This is a genomic window from Methylorubrum subtropicum, from assembly GCF_038442325.1.
Lineage (GTDB): Bacteria > Pseudomonadota > Alphaproteobacteria > Rhizobiales > Beijerinckiaceae > Methylobacterium > Methylobacterium subtropicum.
The window spans coordinates 43,748-63,648 of the sequence record NZ_JBBXMW010000015.1; the positions used below are offsets into that span (position 1 = coordinate 43,748).

The 19,901-nt window shown below is 70.5% G+C and carries 22 protein-coding genes; 9 read left to right on the forward strand and 13 right to left on the reverse strand.

Annotation, left to right across the window (positions count from 1 at the left end):
• The first annotated feature begins 99 nt into the window (after nucleotides 1–99).
• Together AAHG03_RS19395 and AAHG03_RS19400 are read left to right on the forward strand one after the other, a co-directional pair.
• Nucleotides 100–1,491, forward strand: a complete 1,392-nt coding sequence (locus AAHG03_RS19395; RefSeq protein WP_342152529.1) for an MATE family efflux transporter — start codon at nucleotides 100–102, stop codon at nucleotides 1,489–1,491.
• A gap of 70 nt (nucleotides 1,492–1,561) precedes the next feature.
• A complete protein-coding gene (locus AAHG03_RS19400; RefSeq protein ID WP_342152530.1) occupies nucleotides 1,562–1,906 on the forward strand; it encodes a DUF3140 domain-containing protein in 345 nt (114 codons plus the stop codon).
• Nucleotides 1,907–1,966: 60 nt separating this feature from the next.
• Here the strand turns inward: AAHG03_RS19400 and mtnA are convergent, their stop codons facing one another.
• A complete protein-coding gene (gene mtnA / locus AAHG03_RS19405) occupies nucleotides 1,967–3,070 on the reverse strand; it encodes an S-methyl-5-thioribose-1-phosphate isomerase (protein WP_342152532.1) in 1,104 nt (367 codons plus the stop codon).
• A 237-nt stretch (nucleotides 3,071–3,307) separates the two neighbouring features.
• Here mtnA and AAHG03_RS19410 point away from each other — a divergent pair, with 237 nt between their 5' ends.
• A complete protein-coding gene (locus tag AAHG03_RS19410) occupies nucleotides 3,308–3,622 on the forward strand; it encodes a DUF2853 family protein (protein ID WP_342152534.1) in 315 nt (104 codons plus the stop codon).
• 49 nt (nucleotides 3,623–3,671) lie between these two features.
• On the opposite strand, the gene AAHG03_RS19415 is transcribed toward AAHG03_RS19410, so the two are convergent.
• From AAHG03_RS19415 to trmD, 5 genes are all read right to left on the reverse strand, one after another.
• Nucleotides 3,672–3,866 carry a DUF1902 domain-containing protein gene (locus AAHG03_RS19415; protein ID WP_342152535.1) on the reverse strand — a complete coding sequence of 65 codons (195 nt, stop codon included), beginning with the start codon at nucleotides 3,864–3,866 and terminating at the stop codon, nucleotides 3,672–3,674.
• 196 nt (nucleotides 3,867–4,062) lie between these two features.
• Nucleotides 4,063–4,266: a DUF1902 domain-containing protein gene (locus AAHG03_RS19420; RefSeq protein ID WP_342152536.1), complete on the reverse strand. Its 204-nt coding sequence runs from the start codon at nucleotides 4,264–4,266 to the stop codon at nucleotides 4,063–4,065.
• A gap of 67 nt (nucleotides 4,267–4,333) precedes the next feature.
• Nucleotides 4,334–5,926 (reverse strand): phosphoglycerate dehydrogenase, encoded by a 1,593-nt coding sequence (gene serA, locus AAHG03_RS19425; protein WP_342152537.1) that lies wholly within the window; start codon nucleotides 5,924–5,926, stop codon nucleotides 4,334–4,336.
• A 362-nt stretch (nucleotides 5,927–6,288) separates the two neighbouring features.
• Nucleotides 6,289–7,464 carry a phosphoserine transaminase gene (locus AAHG03_RS19430; protein ID WP_342152539.1) on the reverse strand — a complete coding sequence of 392 codons (1,176 nt, stop codon included), beginning with the start codon at nucleotides 7,462–7,464 and terminating at the stop codon, nucleotides 6,289–6,291.
• Between the two features lie 172 nt (nucleotides 7,465–7,636).
• Nucleotides 7,637–8,359, reverse strand: coding sequence for a tRNA (guanosine(37)-N1)-methyltransferase TrmD (gene trmD, locus AAHG03_RS19435; RefSeq protein ID WP_342152541.1), 723 nt, complete (start codon nucleotides 8,357–8,359; stop codon nucleotides 7,637–7,639).
• Nucleotides 8,360–8,650: 291 nt separating this feature from the next.
• Here trmD and AAHG03_RS19440 point away from each other — a divergent pair, with 291 nt between their 5' ends.
• Nucleotides 8,651–9,379: a class I SAM-dependent methyltransferase gene (locus AAHG03_RS19440; RefSeq protein ID WP_342152543.1), complete on the forward strand. Its 729-nt coding sequence runs from the start codon at nucleotides 8,651–8,653 to the stop codon at nucleotides 9,377–9,379.
• Here AAHG03_RS19440 and rimM read toward each other — a convergent pair whose 3' ends face one another.
• The 5 genes from rimM to AAHG03_RS19465 form a co-directional block, all read right to left on the reverse strand.
• Nucleotides 9,380–10,060, reverse strand: coding sequence for a ribosome maturation factor RimM (gene rimM, locus AAHG03_RS19445; protein WP_342152544.1), 681 nt, complete (start codon nucleotides 10,058–10,060; stop codon nucleotides 9,380–9,382).
• A gap of 152 nt (nucleotides 10,061–10,212) precedes the next feature.
• The gene (gene rpsP, locus AAHG03_RS19450; RefSeq protein ID WP_012452566.1) at nucleotides 10,213–10,575 is read right to left on the reverse strand and encodes a 30S ribosomal protein S16; all 363 of its coding nucleotides are present in this window, start codon (nucleotides 10,573–10,575) and stop codon (nucleotides 10,213–10,215) included.
• Nucleotides 10,575–10,910 (reverse strand): chorismate mutase, encoded by a 336-nt coding sequence (locus AAHG03_RS19455; RefSeq protein ID WP_342152547.1) that lies wholly within the window; start codon nucleotides 10,908–10,910, stop codon nucleotides 10,575–10,577. The genes rpsP and AAHG03_RS19455 overlap by 1 nt, the downstream gene beginning before the upstream one ends.
• A complete protein-coding gene (ffh, locus tag AAHG03_RS19460) occupies nucleotides 10,907–12,469 on the reverse strand; it encodes a signal recognition particle protein (protein ID WP_342152548.1) in 1,563 nt (520 codons plus the stop codon). The genes AAHG03_RS19455 and ffh overlap by 4 nt, the downstream gene beginning before the upstream one ends.
• A gap of 19 nt (nucleotides 12,470–12,488) precedes the next feature.
• Entirely contained in the window at nucleotides 12,489–12,710 is a 222-nt protein-coding gene (locus AAHG03_RS19465; protein ID WP_342152549.1) for a glutathione S-transferase, read from the reverse strand.
• 301 nt (nucleotides 12,711–13,011) lie between these two features.
• Between AAHG03_RS19465 and AAHG03_RS19470 the strand changes: the two genes are divergently transcribed.
• The 3 genes from AAHG03_RS19470 (at nucleotide 13,012) to AAHG03_RS19480 (ending at nucleotide 15,343) form a co-directional block, all read left to right on the forward strand.
• Complete coding sequence (locus AAHG03_RS19470; RefSeq protein ID WP_342152550.1) at nucleotides 13,012–13,539, forward strand: hypothetical protein; 528 nt, start codon at nucleotides 13,012–13,014, stop codon at nucleotides 13,537–13,539.
• Nucleotides 13,540–13,910: 371 nt separating this feature from the next.
• Nucleotides 13,911–14,993, forward strand: coding sequence for an aromatic ring-hydroxylating dioxygenase subunit alpha (locus AAHG03_RS19475; protein WP_342152551.1), 1,083 nt, complete (start codon nucleotides 13,911–13,913; stop codon nucleotides 14,991–14,993).
• A gap of 143 nt (nucleotides 14,994–15,136) precedes the next feature.
• Nucleotides 15,137–15,343 carry a hypothetical protein gene (locus AAHG03_RS19480; protein WP_342152552.1) on the forward strand — a complete coding sequence of 69 codons (207 nt, stop codon included), beginning with the start codon at nucleotides 15,137–15,139 and terminating at the stop codon, nucleotides 15,341–15,343.
• Between the two features lie 4 nt (nucleotides 15,344–15,347).
• On the opposite strand, the gene AAHG03_RS19485 is transcribed toward AAHG03_RS19480, so the two are convergent.
• Nucleotides 15,348–15,902 (reverse strand): GcrA family cell cycle regulator, encoded by a 555-nt coding sequence (locus AAHG03_RS19485; protein ID WP_342152553.1) that lies wholly within the window; start codon nucleotides 15,900–15,902, stop codon nucleotides 15,348–15,350.
• Nucleotides 15,903–16,460: 558 nt separating this feature from the next.
• Between AAHG03_RS19485 and AAHG03_RS19490 the strand changes: the two genes are divergently transcribed.
• Nucleotides 16,461–17,324 (forward strand): cell envelope integrity EipB family protein, encoded by an 864-nt coding sequence (locus tag AAHG03_RS19490; RefSeq protein WP_342152554.1) that lies wholly within the window; start codon nucleotides 16,461–16,463, stop codon nucleotides 17,322–17,324.
• Between the two features lie 215 nt (nucleotides 17,325–17,539).
• Here AAHG03_RS19490 and AAHG03_RS19495 read toward each other — a convergent pair whose 3' ends face one another.
• On the reverse strand, nucleotides 17,540–18,814 hold the full coding sequence (locus AAHG03_RS19495) for a DNA polymerase IV (RefSeq protein WP_342152555.1): 1,275 nt from the start codon (nucleotides 18,812–18,814) through the stop codon (nucleotides 17,540–17,542).
• A 147-nt stretch (nucleotides 18,815–18,961) separates the two neighbouring features.
• On the opposite strand from AAHG03_RS19495, the gene AAHG03_RS19500 reads away from it, so the two are divergent.
• A complete protein-coding gene (locus AAHG03_RS19500) occupies nucleotides 18,962–19,774 on the forward strand; it encodes a cobalt-precorrin-6A reductase (protein ID WP_342152556.1) in 813 nt (270 codons plus the stop codon).
• Nucleotides 19,775–19,901 lie beyond the last annotated feature (127 nt).

Below are 19,901 nucleotides of genomic sequence, written 5' to 3' on the forward strand. Positions count from 1 at the left end.
CCTGGAGCCCTCCTTCGAGGCTTCCGCTTCGCTCCAGCACCTCAGGATGAGGGGGTGGGATAGGAGACGCCGGTCCCGGGACGAAAAAGGACAAGCACCGTGATCCGCTCGACCGGCTACGCCGAGACGGCCCTGCATCCCGGCCCGGCCTCGCCCTGGCGCGACGAGGTGCGCGCGACGCTGCGCCTGTCCGCGCCGCTCGTCCTCATCAACCTCGCCCAGCACGGCCTCGTCGCCTCGAACGCGATCCTGCTCGGGCGGCTCGGGGCCGAGCCGGTGGCGGCGGGCGCGCTCGCCACCAGCCTCTACCTGCTGCTGTTCATCGGCGGCATCGGCCTCACCTCCGCGGTCGCCCCGCTGGTGGCGGAAGCGGCCGGGAGCGGCCGGGCCGGGGATGCGGGCGAGGTGCGCCGCACGGTGCGGGCCGGGCTGTGGCTCGGCGGCCTGCTCGGCGCGGTGCTGATGCCGCTTCTGTGGCACTTCGAGGCGCTGCTCGCGCCGCTGGGCCAGGACCCGGCGGTCTTGCGCGATGCGGGCGCCTACATGCGGGTGCTGCAATGGTGGATGCTGCCCGCGCTCGCCTTCATGGTGCTCAAAGGGGCGCTCGCCGCGCTCCAGCGGCCGGGGCCGCCGCTCGCCGTGAGTCTGGCCGCGCTGCCGCTCAACATCGCGCTCGGCGCCTTCTTCGCCTTCGGCCCGCCGGGCCTCGGCATCGTCGGCGTGGCGCTCGGCACCGTCGTCACCGAATTTTTGGCATTGGCGGCCCTGATCCTCGTGATCGGGCGCGATCCCGTCCTGCAAAGCCACCGGATGTTCGCCCGCCTCTGGCAGTTCGATTCCGAAAAACTCGGGCGGATCGTGCGGGTCGGCGCGCCGATGGGCGTGGCGGGCGTGGCCGAGGCCGGGTTGTTCGAGGCGGCGACCATCGCCATGGGTACCTTCGGCACCGTGCCGCTCGCCGCCCATGCGGTGACGCTGCAGATCGCCGCGACCTGCTTCATGGTGCCCAACGGCATCGGCCAAGCCGCGACCGTCCGGGTCGGGCGGGCGCTGGGTGCCGGCGATTCCGCGGGTCTGCGCCGGGCCGGCGCGGTGGCGATCGGGCTCGGCCTCGCCTTCATGCTGGCCTGCGCCGCCCTGCAACTCGCCGTGCCGCAAACCCTGATCGGCCTGTTCCTCGACGCCGAGGCGCCGGGTGCCGCCGCGGTGATGCCGGTCGCCGTCGGCTTCCTCGCCTTCTCGGCCCTGTTCGCGGTGTCGGACGGGGTGCAGTCGGTGGCGCTCGGCGCCTTGCGCGGCCTGCAGGACACCGCCGTGCCGATGGTGATCGCGCTCACCGGCTACTGGGGCATCGGCGTGCCGCTCGGGGCGACGCTCGCCTGGGGCGCGGGCTGGGGCGGACAGGGCATCTGGGCCGGCTTCTGCGCCGGGCTGCTCGCCGTCTCGATCCTGCTTGTGACCCGCTGGGTGCGGCTCAGCGCCCGCGTCTGAACGGCGCAGCCCCGAACCGCCCCCGCGCGCGCCGGTTCAGACCCCTGCATCATCGAAGGGGCAGGACGAAATGGCGAGCGAGGACCACGCGGAGATCTACAAGGAGTTCAAGGAGGCCGTGAATATGACGGCCTCGGCCCTCGAAAAGTTTCTGGAGACCGACGAGAGCCAGTCCGTCGGCCAGAAGAAGGGCGGCGGCGAGGCCACCGGCCACAAAGAGGGCCGCCGCATCGTCGAGATGCTGCACAAGAAGAAGGCCGACCTCACCGACGACGACTACGCCCACATGAAGAAGGTCGTCGGCTACGTGAACCGCCACCTCAAACAGGGCGGCCCGGACGACAAGGACAAGGTGAAGGACTCGCCCTGGCGCCTGTCGCTGATGAACTGGGGCCACGACCCGCTGAAGGACTAATTTTTTGTTATTTGTCGGTCGGCATTTCGCCTGCACCGACGTGACAGACGACCCACGCCGTCAGGCCGCCCGCCGCCGCTCCGGATACAGCCCCGCCAGCCCCTCGGGGCTCGCGGCGCACACGCCCCGCTCGGTGATGATCCCGGTGACGAGCCGCGCGGGCGTCACGTCGAAGGCGGGGTTCGCCACCGGGCTGCCCGGCGAGACCACCTGCACGGTGGCGAAACCCCCGTCCTCGGTCTTACCGGTCAGATGCGTCACCTCGCGGGCGTCGCGCTCCTCGATCGGGATGTCGCGCACGCCGTCGTCCAGCGTCCAGTCGATGGTCGAGAACGGCAGTGCCGCGTAGAACGGCACGCGGTTGTCGGTGGCCGCGAGTGCCTTCAGGTAGGTGCCGATCTTGTTGCACACGTCGCCCGACGCCGTGGTGCGGTCCGAGCCGACGATGCAGACGTCGATGGCGCCGTGCTGCATCAGGTGCCCGCCCGCGTTGTCGGCGATGACGGTGTGGGGCACGCCGTGGGCGTTCAGCTCGAAGGCGGTGAGCGCCGCGCCCTGGTTGCGCGGCCGGGTCTCGTCCACGAACACGTGGACCGGCACGCCCGCATCGTGCGCCACGTAGATCGGCGCGAGCGCCGTGCCCCAATCGACGGTGGCGAGCCAGCCCGCGTTGCAATGGGTCAGCACGTTGACCGGGCCGCCCTTCTTCGCGGCGATCTCGGCGAGAATCTTCGCGCCGTGCTCGCCGATGGAGCGGCAGCTCGCCACGTCCTCGTCGGCGATCCGGGCGGCTTCCGCGAAGGCGGTCGCTTCGCGCTCGGACTCCGGCGCCCGGCGCAGCACGGCCGCCGCGCGGTCGAGCGCCCAGCGCAGGTTGATCGCGGTCGGGCGCGTGGCCGCGAGCGCTGCGCAGGCGCGCTCGATCCCGGCCTCGCTCGCATCCTCGCGCATCGCCAGCGCCAGACCGTAGGCGGCGGTGACGCCGATCAGCGGCGCGCCGCGCACCACCATGGTGCGGATGGCGACCGCCGCGTCGTCGAGGCTCGCCAGCCGCTTGATTTCGAATGCGAAGGGCAGCCGCGTCTGGTCGATGACCATCACGTCTTGGATGGCACCTTGGCCGTCGAGGAAGATGGTGCGGTAGGGCTGTCCGTCGATCTTCATGGCCTGCCTCTCGCACGAAGCCACGCGCGAGGCCAGCCCTCGGGCTCGCGAGGTGTCACGCCACCGTCATAGACTGTCTTCGCCGCACGCTCCCACCGGCCGACACAGCATTCGCGTGTGGAACGCACGCTTTCTTGACCCGCGGGCCCATGACAGCGTCGCGAAAATCAGGACTCTTGGGAGCGCCGCCGCCCGAGACAGGCTCGCGCCCCGCGGCCCTGAGAAGGAGCCCCCGCGATGTCCGCGCATCTCGACGACGTGAAGAAATACGCCAAGTCCCCAGTCAACGAGGCCGCCCTCGCCAACATGGAAAAGACCTACCGGCTGGTCCTGTCGAAGCCCGACACCCGCTATGTCGCCTGCTCCGACAAGGCCGAGCTGGAGACCGTGCGCAAGAATTTTCTGGAGAAAAAGCTGGGTCTATCCGGCGACGACCTCGACGCCTCGATCAAGAGCGTCTGCGAGACCATGAAGGCGACGCGCTCGAAGTCGCGGCTGACGTTTTATTATCTGCTGGCCGAGCATCACGGGAAGCTCGATACGTTCGCGTAAGGCTTGCGGCGCAGTCGATCGGTGGCCGCCTCGCAATGACGGCGTCGCTTTAAATAGCCAGCACGACGGCGACGGCCGGCGTCGTCTCGACCTCCAGCAAGTCCTGAATCATTCCCGGCAGCTTGCGCCGCAATGCGTCCAGCGTCTCGGCCTCGGTGACGAGGCCGGGCACGTTCGATTCGCGCACGAACCAGACGTCGGCTTCGTCGTCCCAGGCGCAGCGGATGACCATGGGCCGGTTCATCGGAGGTTGCTCGTCATGACCGGGGCGAGGATGACCGCGCTTCGGTTGCCGCGCAATCCCTCCCACCGTCATTCCGGGGCGCGAAGCGAACCCGGAATCCACGACTGGCCGCGACGCCGTGTGATGCCACGCATCACGGGTGGATTCGGGTTCCGCTACGCGGACCCGGAATGACGGGGGAGTGTCTTTCGAACCCTCAGCGCACCACCCGCTCGACGAACACGTCGACCGCGGCGTCCGGGGCGAGGCCCAGGCGGTCGCGGATCAGGCCCGGGAGGCGGCACATTAGGTCGCGCATCGTCGGGGCCTCGCCGACGAGGCCGGGCACTTCCGAATCGCGCACGACGTAGAGGCCGGTGGCCGCGTCGAAGCCGCAGCGGACGGTGATCGGGTGGCTCATGGTCGGCTCCTCGTGCGTCCGGGGGAGAGGGGACGACGCGGAAACCTCCGCGTCGTCGGCGGGCGGCTCAGAAGTGGACGGGGCGGACACGCTTCACCTGCGGGATCGCGGCGATGGCCTCCAGCACCTGCGCGGAGACCGGGGCGTCCACCGCCACGAAGGCGATGGCGTTGCCGCCTTCCTCCTCGCGGCCGAGGTTGAACGTGCCGATGTTCACCCCCGCCTCGCCGAGCACCGTGCCGAGCCGGCCGATGAAGCCCGGCTTGTCGAAGTTGCGCACGTAGAGCATGTGCGGGGCGAACGCCGCGTCGATGTCGATGCCGCGGATCTCGATGACGCGCGGCTTGCCGTCGTGGAACACGGTGCCGGCGGCATCCCGCGGCATGTCCTCGGCGTCGACCGTGATGCGCACCACCGATTCGTAGTCGCTGGCCCCGCCCTCGCGCTTGATCTCGTCCACCACGATCCCGCGCTCCTTCGCGATCACCGGCGCCGAGACCATGTTGACGTCCTGCAGGATCGGCCGGAGCACGCCGGTCACCGCCGCCGAGGTCAGCGCGCGGGTGTTCATCCCGGCGACCGCTCCCTCGTAGGTGATGCGGATGCCCTTGATCGGCGCCTCGGTGAGCTGGCCGAGGAACGAGCCGAGCTTCTCGCAGAGCGCCACGAACGGCTTGAGGCGGGGCGCCTCTTCCGCCGAGATCGACGGGAAGTTGATCGCGTTGGTGATGGCGCCACTCACGAGGTAGTCGGCCATCTGCTCGGCGACCTGCAGCGCGACGTTCTCCTGCGCCTCCGAGGTCGAGGCGCCGAGATGGGGCGTGCAGACCACGTTGGGGTGGCCGAACAGCGGGTTCTCGGTGGCGGGCTCGGTAACGAACACGTCGAAGGCCGCCCCCGCGACATGGCCGGAATCGAGCAGCGCGCGGAGCGCCCCCTCATCGACGAGGCCGCCGCGGGCGCAGTTGACGATGCGCACGCCGGGCTTGGTCTTGGCGAGGTTCTCGGCCGAGAGGATGTTGCGGGTGCGGTCCGTCATCGGCACGTGGAGCGTGATGACGTCGGCGCGCGCCAGCAGCCCATCGAGTTCGACCTTCTCGACGCCGAGTTCCAGCGCGCGCTCGGGCGACAGGAAGGGATCGTAGGCGACCACCTTCAGCTTCAGGCCGATGGCCCGCTCGGCGACGATGGCGCCGATGTTGCCGCAGCCGATCACGCCGAGCGTCTTGCCCGTCAGCTCCACGCCCATGAAGCGGTTCTTCTCCCACTTGCCGGCCTGCGTGGAGGCGTCGGCCTGCGGGATCTGGCGGGCGAGCGCGAACATCATCGCGACGGCGTGCTCGGCCGTCGTGATCGAGTTGCCGAACGGCGTGTTCATCACGATCACGCCCTTGGCGGTGGCGGCGGGCACGTCGACGTTGTCGACGCCGATGCCGGCGCGGCCGATCACCTTGAGGTTGGAGGCCTGCGCCAGGAGCTTGCCCGTCACCTTGGTGGCGGAGCGGATGGCGAGGCCGTTGTACCGGTCGATGACGCGGGCCAGCGCCTCCTTGTCCTTGCCGAGGTTGGGCTGGAAGTCGACCTCGATGCCGCGATCCCGAAAGATCTGGACGGCGGCGTCGGAGAGGGCGTCGGAGATGAGGACTTTGGGAGCGGGCATGGGAGCCTCCGGCTCTTGCGGTGCCTCGCGAAACGATTCTTTCCCTGGCCGGCTACTGGTCAAATACGGCCGAGCGTTTCGTGGGCACGCGAATGGGAAGGGGCGAGCGGGTTCGCCCCTCCCCCCAACGGATCTCGGGCTTGCCCGAGATCCGCAACCGCTTGCCCAAGTCGGGCAGGCCCGACTTGGGTGGGGGAGGGTGCCCTGCGGATGCAGGGCGGGAGAGGGGGCGACGTTTCCGGAGAAAGCGCGTCGAGCGCGGCCAAGCGGAAGCGTGGTTCCCCTCACCCGACCCCCTTCGGGGGCCACCCTCTCCCGCGGAGGGGAGAGGGGTTCGCGTTGGAATCGTGGTGCCTAGAGCTTCAGGCCGCGGCGGCGGCCAGAGCCGCCTTCTCCTGGGCGAAGGCCCAGTCGAGCCACGGCGTCAGCGCCTCGATGTCGGACGCCTCGACGGTGGCGCCGCACCAGATGCGCAGGCCCGCCGGGGCGTCGCGGTAGGCGCCGAAGTCGAAGGCCACGCTTTCCTTCTCCAGCCGCGAAACGATGCCGGCGGCGACCTTCTTGACCACCGCGTCGCCCTTGGCGAGCACGTCCGGGTCGGTGATCACGAGGCAGACGCCCGTGTTCGAGTAGGTCGCCGGATCGACGGCGAGATGGCCGATCCAGGGCGTGCGGGCCACCCAGTCGTGCACGACCTTGGCGTTGGCGTTCGCCCGCGCATGCAGAGCCGACAGGCCGCCGATCGATTGACCCCATTTCAGCGTGTCGATGTAGTCCTCGACCGCCAGCATGGAGGGCGTGTTGATGGTCTCGCCCTTGAAGATGCCCTCGATCAGCTTCCCGCCCTTGGTCAGGCGGAACACCTTGGGGATCGGCCAGGCCGGCTTGTGGCTCTCCAGGCGCGCGACGGCGCGCGGCGAGAGGATCAGCATGCCGTGCGCGGCCTCGCCGCCCATCACCTTCTGCCAGGAATAGGTGACGACATCGAGCTTGTCCCACGGCAGCGGCATCGCGAAGGCGGCCGAGGTCGCGTCGCAGATGGTGACGCCGTCGCGGTCGTCGGCGATCCAGTCGCTGTGCGGGATCTTCACGCCAGCGGTGGTGCCGTTCCACGTGAAGACGACGTCGTTGTTCTTGGTGTCGATCGCGTCGAGCGCGGGCAGGATGCCGTGCTCGGTGGTGCGGACGATCGGATCGATCTTGAGTTCTTTCAGCGCGTCGGTAACCCACTCGGCGCCGAAGGAATCCCAGGCCATGACCTCGACGGGCTTGGGGCCGAGCATCGACCACATCGCCATCTCGACGGCACCGGTGTCGGAGCCGGGGACGATGCCGATGCGGTAATCGGCTGGAACCTGCAGCACCGTGCGGGTCAACTCGATGGCTTCCGCCAGCTTCGCCTTGCCGGCGGCCGAGCGGTGCGAGCGGCCGAGCGCCGCGCCGGAGAGGGCATCGAGGGTCCAGCCGGGACGCTTGGTCGTGGGGCCGGACGAGAAGTAAGGCACGCGCGGACGCGCGGCGGGCTTTTGAGCCGTCATGTCATCCATCCTTCCAGATGAGCGCCTCCCGTTGGGGGGAGGTGTCCCGCCGCTGGGAATGACGGATTACGGGCCGCGGCGCAAGCGGTGTTTGTCAGATTTTACCCGCCGTGTTGCGGCGGTGACAGGTCGTGTGACAGTTCCGACAAGATGTTCTCAAGAGATTAATCTTCTAGCCGTTCCCGTCGCGCAACAGGTCGGGCCGGCGCGTCCGGGTCAGCGCGCGGCTGCGCTCGGCCCGCCAACGGGCGATTTGCCCGTGGTTGCCGCCCATCAGCACGTCGGGGATCGCCCGACCCTCCCAATCGCGGGGCCGGGTGTAGTGCGGGTATTCGAGCAGGCCGTCCTCGAAGCTCTCCTCGACACCCGATTCGTGCTTGCCCATCACGCCGGGCAGCAGGCGCACGCAGGCGTCGATGAGCACCAGCGCGGCGATCTCGCCGCCGGACAGCACGTAATCGCCTATCGACACCTCTTCGAGGCCGCGCCCCTCGATCACCCGCTCGTCCACGCCCTCGAACCGGCCGCAGACGATGACGGCGCCGGGCCCCTCGGCGAGCGCCCGCACCCGCGCTTGGCTCAGCGGTTTTCCGCGCGGGGACATCAGCAAGCGGGGGCGGGAATCGTCCGCCGGGGCGGCGGCATCGATGGCGCTCCCCAGCACGTCGCAGCGCAGCACCATCCCGGCCCCGCCGCCCGCGGGCGTGTCGTCGACGTTGCGGTGGCGGCCGAGGCCGTGCTCGCGGATGTTCCTCGCCTCCAGGCTCCAGGCGCCGCGCGCGAGCGCATCGCCCGACAGCGACAGCCCGAGCGGGCCGGGGAACATCTCAGGATAGAGGGTTAGCACGGTCGCCCGCCAGGGGGGCATCATGCCGGTGTCAGTGCCGTCGCTCATGCCGCTTGATGGCGGGGGCGGGCGGCGCGGTCAATCGTGGGGGCCGGGATCGCCGTTCAATGGGCCGATCCCACCCAACCCCCTCATCCTGAGGTGCCCACGTCAGTGGGCCTCGAAGGAGGGCTCCAGGGATCGCGCGGCTGGCTGGAGCCCTCCTTCGAGGCTCCGCCTTCGGCTGCGCACCTCAGGATGAGGGGGTTGGGTTGGAGGGGCCGGTCGAGCCGCTGCTTCCGGCTCCGTCGCGCTCTGTCGCGGGGCGGCACGATCCGGGGCACCGCGGGTTGTCCACGGATGATCCGCTCGCTCCTCGCCCTCCTGCTGCTCACCCTGCCGGCCACGGCCGCCGAGCCGCTCGCGCCCCCCGGTGCAGATGCGGAAAAATTCCCGAAGCCGGATCGGCCGGTGGCCGAGATCGTCGCCGCGCAATGGGCGAGCGAGGCGGAGCGCGACCGGGCCGACGAGGTCGGGCAGGTGGCCCGGCTGATGCGGATCGGGCCGGGGCAGACGGTCGGCGATATCGGCGCGGGCAACGGCTATTACGTGATGCGGCTGAGCCCGCGCGTCGGGCCGCAGGGGCGCATCCTCGCGCAGGACATCACGCCGGATTACCTCGCCGAACTGGAAAAACGGGTGGCCGCGAAGGGGCTCACCAACGTCACCGTGGTGCGGGGCGAGTCGCACGATCCGCGCCTGCCGCCGGCCTCGCTCGATGCCGCGGTGCTGGTCCACATGTACCACGAGATCGACCAGCCCTTCGGCCTGCTGTGGAACCTCGCCGCGATGATGAAGCCCGGCGGCAGGGTCGGGATCGTCGATGCCGACGCGATCCCCTCGCGCCACGGCACGCCGCCGAAGCTGCTTCGCTGCGAGTTGGCGGCGGTGGGGTATCGCGAGCTGTCGATGACGATGCTGAAAGGCGGCGTCGGCTACCTCGCAGTGTTCGAGGCCCCGGCCCCGGACCGACGGCCCGATCCCGCGAGCATCCGGCCGTGCCGGGACGAGGCGACGCGCGGGCGCTGATCAGCCCGGATCGTCGGCGGGCTTCGGCCCCGGCGGGGCGAACAGGTCGTCCGGCGGGTCGGCGACGATGCTGCCGCCCGCGATGTCGAGGGTCGGGACGAAGGCCTTGGTGAAGGGCAGGAGCGCGGTCGGACCGCCGGCCGCGGGGCGGATCTCCAACAGGTCGCCGCCGCCGTAATTCGGCACGGCGACGACGGTGCCGATGGCGGTGCCGCTGGCGTCCTCGACGGTGAGCCCGATCAGGTCGGCGAGGAAGAACTCGTCCTCCTCCGCCGCCTCGCCGAGGCGGTCGCGGGTGACCGCGAGGGTGAGGCGGTTGAGGGCCTCGACGGCGTTGCGGTCGCTCACGCCCTTCACCCGCACGATCAGCAGGTCGGGCGAGCCGCCGGGCGCTTGCCGGGCGTCTTCCAGTTCGACCGTGCGGCCATCGGGCAGGCGCAGGGGGCCGTAATCCGCGATGGCCGTGGGGTCGCCGGTATAGGATTTAAGGCGCACCTCGCCGTGCAGGCCGTGCGGACGGCCGAATTCGCCGAGCAGGACGAGATCGGGATCGGGCGAGGCGGGCGGGGCCGGCTTGATAGCGGACTTGGGAGCGGCTTTGCGAGCCGAGGTCACGGCGGTCGGCCCCAACGGCTCGGGCCGCGCGGGTCCGCGGGAGGAGGAGCCGGGACGGCGGGCCATGCGGGGGTGCCTCGAGTGCGGAACGGTCTTCCCTCCCCTTGCGGGGAGGGACCGAGGGTGGGGGTGGTTCAGGAGGAGGCGTAAGCGGTGCCTCCTGCCCGACCCCCACCCCTGACCCCTCCCCGCAAGGGGGAGGGGAGAGAGAGAGCAGCTTACGCCGCGGCGTCCTCGGCCGGGGCGGCGGCCTTCTCGGCGCGCTTGGCGGCGCGCTCCTTGGACTTCTCGCCGGGCTCGGCCTTCTGCGGGTTGTTGCGGGCCGGGCGCTTGGCGAGGCCGGCGGCGTCGAGGAAGCGCAGGACGCGGTCGGTCGGCTGCGCGCCCTTGGCGAGCCAGGACTGGATCTTCTCGTTGTCGAGCACGATGCGGGCCGGATCGTCCTTGGCCTTCATCGGGTCGTAGGCGCCGACCTTGTCGATGAAGCGGCCGTCGCGCGGGGCGCGGGCGTCGGCGACGACGATGCGGTAGTAGGGGCGCTTCTTGGCGCCGCCGCGGGTGAGGCGGATCTTGAGGGACATCAGTCGTTCCTTTCGGTGTCTTTGGTCTGATCGACGCTTTGGGCGATCGTCTGGTGGTGCCGGATGACTTCCTTGACTACGAAAGCCAGGAACTTCTCGGCGAAATCGGGGTCGAGCTTGGCCTCGACCGCGAGATTCCTCAGGCGCTTGACCTGACGCGCCTCCCGGTCCGGATCGGAGGGAGGCAGGCCCTTGCGGGCCTTCAGCTCGCCGACCCGCTGCGTGCAGCGGAAGCGCTCGGCGAGCAGATGGATCAGCGCGGCATCGAAGTTGTCGATGCTGTCGCGCAGGCGCGCGAGTTCGGGATCGACCCCCTGGCCGGACAGAAGCGTCATTTCTTCTTGCCCGGCAGGAAGCCGCCGAGACCCGGCAGCTTGGGACCGCCGAGCCCCGGCAGGCCCGGCATCTTGCCGCCCCCCATAGGTCCACCCATTCCCGGAGGCATCGGCGGCAGCTTGCCGCCGAACTGCTTCTCGATCTGCGCGATCTGCTCCGGCGTCGGCTCGGGCATGCCCGGCGGCAGGCCCATGCCTCCGGGCATCCCGCCGCCGAGCCCGAACATGTTGCCGAGCGCCGCGCCGATGCCGCCGCGCTTGCCCGATCCCATCGCCTTCATCATGTCGGCCATGGTCCGGTGCATCTTGAGGAGCTTGTTGATCTCCTCGACCTTGACGCCGGCACCCGCCGCGATGCGCTTCTTGCGGGAATTCTTCAGGATGTCGGGGTTCTTGCGCTCCTGCGCGGTCATCGAGGAGATGATGGCGCGCTGGCGCTTGAACATCTTCTCGTCGAGGTTGGCGCCCTCGACCTGCTTCTTGATCTGGCCCATGCCGGGCAGCATGCCCATCAGGCCGCCGATGCCGCCCATCTTCTCCATCTGTGCGAGCTGCATCGACAGGTCTTCGAGGTCGAACTTGCCCTTCCGCATCTTCTCGGCGGTGCGGAGGGCCTGCTCCTGATCGATGGTCTCGGCCGCCTTCTCGACGAGCGAGACGATGTCGCCCATGCCGAGGATGCGGTTGGCGACGCGCTGCGGGTGGAATTCCTCCAGCGCGTCGACCTTCTCGCCGACGCCGACGAGCTTGATCGGCTTGCCCGTGACGGCGCGCATGGAGAGCGCCGCTCCGCCGCGTGAATCGCCGTCCATGCGGGTCAGCACGATGCCGGTGACGCCGAGCCGCGTGTCGAAGGCGCGGGCGGTGTTCACCGCGTCCTGGCCGGTGAGCGCGTCGGCCACCAGCAGGGTCTCGTGCGGGTTCGTCGCCGCCTTCACCTCGGCGGCCTCGTTCATCAGGCCCTCGTCGACCGTGGTGCGGCCGGCGGTGTCGAGCATCACCACGTCGAAGCCGCCCAGACGCGCGGCTTCCATGGCGCGCCGGGCGATCTGCACCGCCGACTGGCCGGCGACGATCGGCAGGCTCTCGACCTCGACCTGCTTGGCGAGCACCGCCAGCTGCTCCATCGCCGCCGGGCGGCGCGTGTCGAGCGAGGCCAGCAGCACCCGGCGCTTGTCGCGTTGGTTGAGCCTGCGGGCGATCTTGGCGGTGGTGGTGGTCTTACCCGAGCCCTGGAGACCCACCATCAGGATGGCGACGGGGGCGGGGGCGTTGAGGTCGATGATGCCGGCATCCGTGCCGAGCATGGTGATGAGCTCGTCGTTGACGATCTTCACCACCATCTGGCCGGGCGTCACCGACTTGAGCACGACGGCGCCGACCGCCTTCTCGCGCACCTTGTCGGTGAAGTCGCGCACGACTTCGAGCGCCACGTCGGCTTCCAGAAGCGCGCGGCGCACCTCGCGCATCGCGGCGGTGACGTCGGCCTCGGTCAGCGCGCCGCGGCGCGTCAGCCCGGAGAGGATGCCGGAAAGGCGGTCGGAAAGGCCTTCGAACATGCGTCGCGATCAGCCCGTGCTACTGGTGGAGGCCGGCATTGGCCACGCGGCGGGCGCGCAGCGCGTCCTCGAACGACGCGACCGCGCGGGCGAACTTGTCCCGGCACTCCGTGTTGCAGAAGCCGACGACGGCGCCGTTGTACAGCGTCAGCGCCTCGGCCACGATCGGCTTGCCCGACCACGGGCAGAGATCGTTGACGGCATCCTCGATGCGCAAAGTCGGGTCGTGGGCGGGCGCCATGAGCGGGCTCGGTGTTCGGCCTTCGCGCTTTTTCGGCAACGACGAGTGCGCCCGAGGGCGCGGACGCGCTGTCGGACGTTGACCTCCGGCCTCTCGGACCGGTCGGCGGCTCATCGGGACGTCGAAGCGTCGAAATGGAGTTCGGGCGGATAGGCGCGATGGCCCCTCAAGTCAATCCCGGCGGCGCCCGCGATGTCCCGGCGGCGGGCGGTCCGCCGAGGCACAACCTTTACCGATCATTAAGCATAACGGACGTAAACACTTCCATGCACCGCAAGGAGGTGCCCTGAGGACTGACCCGATGTCGGAACCCGCGCGACAGACTGCGTCCCACGAATCCGCCATCCGCGGACCCGGCACCGCTGCGCCGCTGCGCGACTGGCTCGCCGCCATGCGCGCCGTGACCGAGACCCGTCCGGCCGAGCCCGCCGCCGAGCCGGTGCTGCGCCCGCGCATCGTCGAGGCCGCCCCCGTCGCGCCGGAGCCCGTCGCCGAGGTCGAGACCGCCGTCGAGGACAGCCGCGCCACCCTTCAGGACAGCCGCAACGGCTGGGCCCCCCGCCTCGTCAACGTCGCCAAGGCCGGCGAGGAGGCCGACGACGAACTCGCCGAGATCATGGCCGAGAACATGATGCTCAAGGCCAAGCTGCGCCTGGAGGCCGAGCGCCGCGACGAGCTTCAGATCCTGCTCGCCGCCGAGCTGCGCGAGCTGCGCGCCCACATCGCCGAAGAGGTCGGCAAGATGGAAGACCTGCGGGCCGAGCGCGACCTGTGGCGCGCCCGCTGCGAGGCCCTGGCCTCGCCGCTGTTCCAGATCGGCCAGCGCTGAGCCGCCTCATCCCCGAACAAAAGCGAAGGGCCGCTCCCCGGTGGGGGAGCGGCCCTTCCATTGTCGAACCGGTCGGCCCGACGAAACCTGTCGTGATCCCGCGAATGCGTCAGGCGCAGACGAGGGAGGTAACGGTCCAGGTCGTGGTCGTCGGCGACGGCTGATGACAATGAGACACTGGATCACCTCCTTTCGTTCGTTGCTGGGAGCCACAAGGTAGGGACGTTCTTTGGGAGGCGAAAGCCCCAAGGGACGTTGTCCGCTGCGTTGTCTCGCCGCGGTGCAAAAACCGGTCTTTTCGGGCCGCTGGTACGCGGGGGCGGGAGCGCCTAAACAGGGCGCCCGTCCGAAACCGGTCAGCTCTTCAAAGCATGTCATCCGCCGCCGCCCCGCGCGCCTCCGACGACAGCCTCGATCCGAAGGCGATGCGCGAGCCGCTGTCCAACGCGTGGTACTGCGTGGGGCAAGCCGCCAGCATCGCGGGCGGCAAGATGCGGGCGGTGGCGCTCAACGGCGAGCAGGTGGTGCTCGGTCGGGGACGTGACGGCGCCTTGTTTGCGCTGCGCGACCGCTGCCCCCATCGCGGCATGGCGCTCTCCAGGGGCAAGTTCGACGGCGACACCCTGATGTGCCCGTTCCACGGCTGGCGCTTTTCCACCGACGGGCGCTGCCGCGACGTGCCGACCTTATCTTCGCACGACGCCTCCGACTTCTCGCGCATCGCGGTCCAGCGGTTTCCGATCCGCGAGAGCGCGGGCTTCCTCTGGGTCAATCCGCATCTCGGCCCCTCCGACCCGGCCGCCGTGCCGGCCGTGCCCGAACTCGGTTTCAAGGCGGCGGGCAGCCTCGTGGTGGAGCTGGAGGTCGAGGCCTCGTTCGACCTGACGACGCTGAGCCTCGTCGATCCCGGCCACGTCGCCTTCGTCCACGATTCGTGGTGGTTTCGCCCTTCGAAGGAGCTGCGGGAGAAGGTCAAAACCTTCCAGCCGGTGCCGCACGGCTTCGTCATGACCAGCCACGCGACGACGAAAAGCTCGCCGGTCTATCGCCTGCTCGGCGGCGTGCCCGAGGTCGAGATCGAGTTCCGCCTGCCCGGCGTGCGGCTGGAGCGGATCGCGGCCGGCGACAAGCGGGTGGCGAACTACACCTTCGCGACGCCGCTCTCGGCCAACCGCACGATGCTGACCAACGCGCTCTACTGGAGCATGCCGGCCCTCAACCTCTTGAAGCCGCTGGCTCGCCCGCTGATGCGCCAGTTCCTCGGCCAGGACCAGCAGGTGCTGCAGCACGCCCAGGCCGGCCTCGACCGCAAGCCGACCATGGTCCTGCTCGGCCAGGGCGACCTGCCCTCGCAATGGTATTTCCGCCTGAAGCGCGAGGCGCTGGAAGCCGCCCGCGAGGGCAGGGCCTTCGACAACCCGCTGACCCGGCAGGAGCTGCGCTGGCGCTCGTGAGGGGGTGGGGTGGGATGAGCCGATCGAACGGGCTCTTCCACAATCCGGGCGCGCTAAGAATCCGCACGTCCCGCGAAACTTCTCCGCCGCCCCCCCCGTAAACGACCCCGCGGCGCACCCGGCACCGCGGAGGATTTTTGCGCGTGCCGAGTCCGCACTACGTCGTCCGCCGCAGCCGCTCCGGGCGGTTCAACTTCACGCTGCTGTCCGAGCACGGACGCATCAGCGGCGTCGTGGTCGTGCCGACGGAGAAGCTGACGCGCGAGGAGATCGAGCGCAGCGCGCGGGTCAAGATTCAGGAACTTGCCGCCGCGCTGGTGGCGGCGGTCGGCCCGAAGCCCGAGGAATGAGGGCCTACCGCATCCCGGCGACGCGGCGGTCGCGCTTGCGCTCGGCGGCCGGCTGGTAGGCGATCTGGGCGTGCTGGGTGCAGTAGGGCAGGCCGGTGATGGCGCGACCGCCGCAGAAGCGGAAGTCGGGCTTGGTCGGGTCGCCCATCGGCCAGCGGCACATCGATTCCCGCAGGTCCATGATGGTGACGCGCTCCGACACGGCGAGCGCCACCGGCTGGGCGGCGGCCGGGGCTTGCGCTGCGGCCCGCACCGGCTCCAGCGGGAAGTCCGGCGCCGGGCGGTGGGCGACGATCGCGGGCGGCTCCGGGAGGGTCGGCTCCTCGACGATCCCGGCGGCCTCGACCACCCCTTCGTCCTGCGGCGCGTGGCCGTCGACGACGGGGCCGATCGCCTTCACCCGGCCGGCGAGCCCGAGGCGGTGGACCTTGCCGATCACCGCGTTGCGGGAGACGCCGCCGAGCTGCAGCGCGATCTGGCTGGCGCTGAGCCCTTCGTCCCACAGGCGACGCAGCAGCTCCACGCGCTCGTCCGTCCAGCTCGGGACCGCTTCCGTCATTGCCCCCTCCACCGCGCTCCGGCCTGAGCGGCCGAAAAATCTCGAAGTCGCCGCAGGCACGGCCCATGGCGCAAAGCCGCCGCGTGCGGACCGCCGGGGCGGCCCTGCACGGATCGGTTAACAAATTGCCGAAGACCCCCTCGGCAGTCCGGGGAGACTACAGGACAGCTCGGCCGCGGAGCAAGGGTCGCGGCGGGCTAGGCCGCGGTTTCCCCCGGCAATCGCCGGCCCGGCCGGCAGGGGGAGGGGCGGGTGGTTCAATGTTCGGCCAAGCCGTTACGAAATCTCGATAATTTTAGCGATTCCGGTGACGCTTCGCTCACCCCTCGCCGGGGCGCCCCGCCCCGGTGCGATGGCGTTCGGCGGTTCGCGCAACGTCCCCACCGGCCGCGCCCGAACCCGTGGACGACGCCCAAGAATTCCCACCCGGACCGGCGCTTCAGGCGCGCCCTGTGGCCAGGCGGCCTCACTGTTCTCCCGGCATTGGACTGATGGGGCGCTTCGACTATCTGTCGGGCACCGGGTCGCGCGCGCGGCCCCTTCGTCCTCGGAGTCCGCATGCGTCTGCGCCTCGCAACGACCCTCCTGCTTCTCGCCGCGGGCGGCGCCTCGGCGGCAGGCCCGGCCGCGCCGATGCCGGACGAGGCGCCGATCCGGCTCACCAACCACCGGGCGGTCTACGATCTGTCGCTGGCCAAGTCCGAGGGCACGCGGGCGGTGGAGGGCGTGCGCGGGCGCATCGTCATCGACTTCTCGGGCGACGGCTGCCGCGGCTTCACCATGCAGACCCGGCAGGTGACGCAGCTCGACTCGTCCGAATCCGGCAACCGCACCTCGGACCTGCGCAACACCACCTTCGAGGGCGGCGACGGCGCCACCTTCCGCTTCCGCACCGCCACGCTCATGAACAACGCGCCCTCGCCCCCCGTCGACGGCACCGCCGAGGCCGGCCCCCAGGCGCTGACCGTGAAGCTGAAGGAGCCCAAGCGCGCCGAGTTCCAGACGGCGGGCGAGGTGATGTTCCCGGTCCGCCACATGATCCGCCTGCTCAAGGCGGCCAAGGCCGGCGAGACCACGGTGTCGGCAAAAGTGTTCGACGGCTCGGACGACGGCCGCAAGGTCTACGACACGCTCGCCGTCATCGGCCGGGCGAGCGCGGCGCCCGCCGCCGATTCCGAGCGCGACAAGCCGCTCCACGAAGGCGAACTCGCCGGCATGCGCCGCTGGCCGGTGACGCTGAGCTACTTCACCGCCGGCGAGGGCGAGCGCACGCCGATCTACACGCTCACCTTCGATCTCTACGAGAACGGCGTCAGCGGCCGCCTCAACCTCGATTACGGCGACTTCGCCATCGCGGGGAACCTCACCCAGCTCGACCTGCCGAAGGACAAGAGCAAGGGCGAGGCGGAGTGCCGGCGCTGAGGTTCTTTCGGTGATCGCCGGTCCCCGGTGATCGCCGCGCGCTCCGCCCCAAACCCGTCATTGCGAGGCGAAGCCGAAGCAATCCAGCGCTCTGCAGGCCCCGAAAGGGTCGCGACGCGGCCGACGCTTCAATGATCGCCGCGCCTCATCGAGAGACCTCGCGCCCTGGATTGCTTCGGCTCCGCCTCGCAATGACGGCGTGAGGCGACGCGCGGTTAACCCCGCCGCTCGCCATCCCCCGAAAACACCAGCCCGCGCTGGATCGCGCCCGCGCCGAACTTTTCCCGCACCCGGTCGAGGGCGGCCTCGCGGCGGGCCAGCCGCTCGATGCCCTGATCGGCCAGATCGCCCCGGTCGGCGTGGAGTCCGGGGCAGAGGTCGCCGCCGCCGATGCCGATCAGGCGAAACGCGGTGCCGTCGCAGGCCGCGCGCAGCATCGGTTCGCCTGCGCGAAACAGGCTCTCGGCGAGCTGCGTCGGCGGCAGGCCGCCGCGGGTGCGGGTGCGCAGGCGAAAGCGCGCGTCCTTCAGCTTCAGGGTGACGCTGCCGGCGGCGAGTTCCGAACGCTTCAGCCGGGCCGAGACCCGCTCGCACAGCCGCCACAGGATCGGGCGCAGCTCCTCGAAGCGGGCGATGTCGGCGGCAAACGTCGTCTCGGCCGAGACGCTCTTGGCCTCGCGGGTCGGGCGCACGGGGCGCGCGTCGCGCCCGTCGGCCAGCGCGATCAGACGCAGCGCGTCGCGGCCGATCGCGGCGTGCAGCCGCTCGGCGCCGACCCGCGTCAGGTCGCCGACGCGGGTGACGTTGAGGCCGGCGAGCCGCGCCCGCGCGCTCTCGCCGATGCCGGGCAGGATGCCGACCGGGCGATCCTTGAGGAAGTCCGCGGCGTCCTCCCCGGCGATGATCGAGAAGCCGCGCGGCTTGTCGAGGTCGGAGGCGATCTTGGCCAGGAACTTGTTGGCGGAGAGCCCCACCGACACGGTGATGCCGACCTCCGCCTCGACCCGCGCCGCGAAGCGAGCGAGCGTCAGCGCGGGGCTCGCGCCGTGCAGGCGCTCGGTGCCCGACAGATCGAGGAAGGCCTCGTCGATCGAGACCGGCTCGACCAGCGGCGTCAGCGCCAGCATCATCGCGCGGACCTCGCGGCCGACGCGCGAGTACTTTTCCATGTCGGGCCGGACGACGACCGCCTCCGGGCAGCGCTTCAGCGCCTCGAACATCGGCATAGCCGAGCGCACGCCGGAGATGCGCGCGAGGTAGCAGGCGGTCGCCACCACGCCGCGCTTGCCCCCGCCGACGATCAGCGGCCGGTCGCGCAACCCGGGATCGTCGCGCTTCTCGACCGCGGCGTAGAACGCATCGCAATCGACATGGGCGATGGTGAGCCGGTCGCGGGCCGGATGGTCGAGCAGCCGCGGCGAGCCGCAGGCGCGGCAGCGCCGGGCGCCCTCGCTTTGCGTCGTCAGGCAATCGCGGCAGAAGGGGGACACTTGAGCATCGGCCCGAAAGGTGGACACCGGCTTGTCGGAGAAAGCCGATGCGGCATAGCAACTTAGACAATCGTCCTGGATTTCATATCCAAGACGATTGTCTAAAGACCTCCGCCTCCAGCCGGAGGCTTCGGGACGATAGTACGAATGACGAACGCGGCGGGCCAGGGGCGGACGGGCGATGCGGCGCCCCGTCCTCCGAAAATTCTGATCCTGGGGGGCACCACCGAGGCGAGCGCGCTGGTCCGGCGGTTGGCCGGACGCCCGGATTTCGACGTGACGCTGTCGCTCGCCGGGCGCACCGCCGCGCCGCGGCCCGAGCCGGTGCCGACCCGCATCGGCGGCTTCGGCGGGGCGAAGGGGCTGGCGCGGTCGATCGCGGAGCAGGGCGTCACCGCGGTGATCGACGCGACCCATCCCTTCGCCGCCCGCATCTCGGCCAACGCGGCGTCCGCCTGCCGCGCGGTCGGCGTGCCGCTGCTGGCGATCCGCCGCCCGTGCTGGGCGCGGCAGGCGGGGGACGAATGGATCGAAACGGAGAGCGTGGCCGCCTGCGTGCCGGCCCTGGGTGAGGCCCCGCAAACGGTGTTCCTCACGATCGGGCGACAGGAGCTGTCCGTCTTTACCGCGGCGCCGCAGCACGCCTATCTCGTGCGCACCATCGAGCCCGTCGGCGACGCGCTGCCGGGCCTGCGGCTCACCGAGCTGCGCGCCCGCGGGCCGTTCACCCTGGCGGACGAGATGCGGCTGATGCGCGAGGCCGGCATCACCGTTCTCGTGACGAAGAATTCGGGCGGGGCGGCGACCTATCCGAAGATCGAGGCGGCGCGCCGGCTGGGGCTGCCGGTCGTCATCGCGCAGCCGCCGGTGCTGCCGGAGGTGGCATCGGTGGAGGATGCGGAGGGGGCGGTGCGGTGGCTTCTTTCCTCTCCCCCTTGCGGGCCGGGCCGTCGCGCATGAGCAGAGGTGGCGACGGGATCGTCTTTGCTCCGCGAGGCCCGGTTCATCTTCCTACGGATGGGCAGATCGGAGAGCTACGCCCTCAAGGCTCGGCCCAGAAGCGATCGGGCCCCGAAGCGCGGCAGGC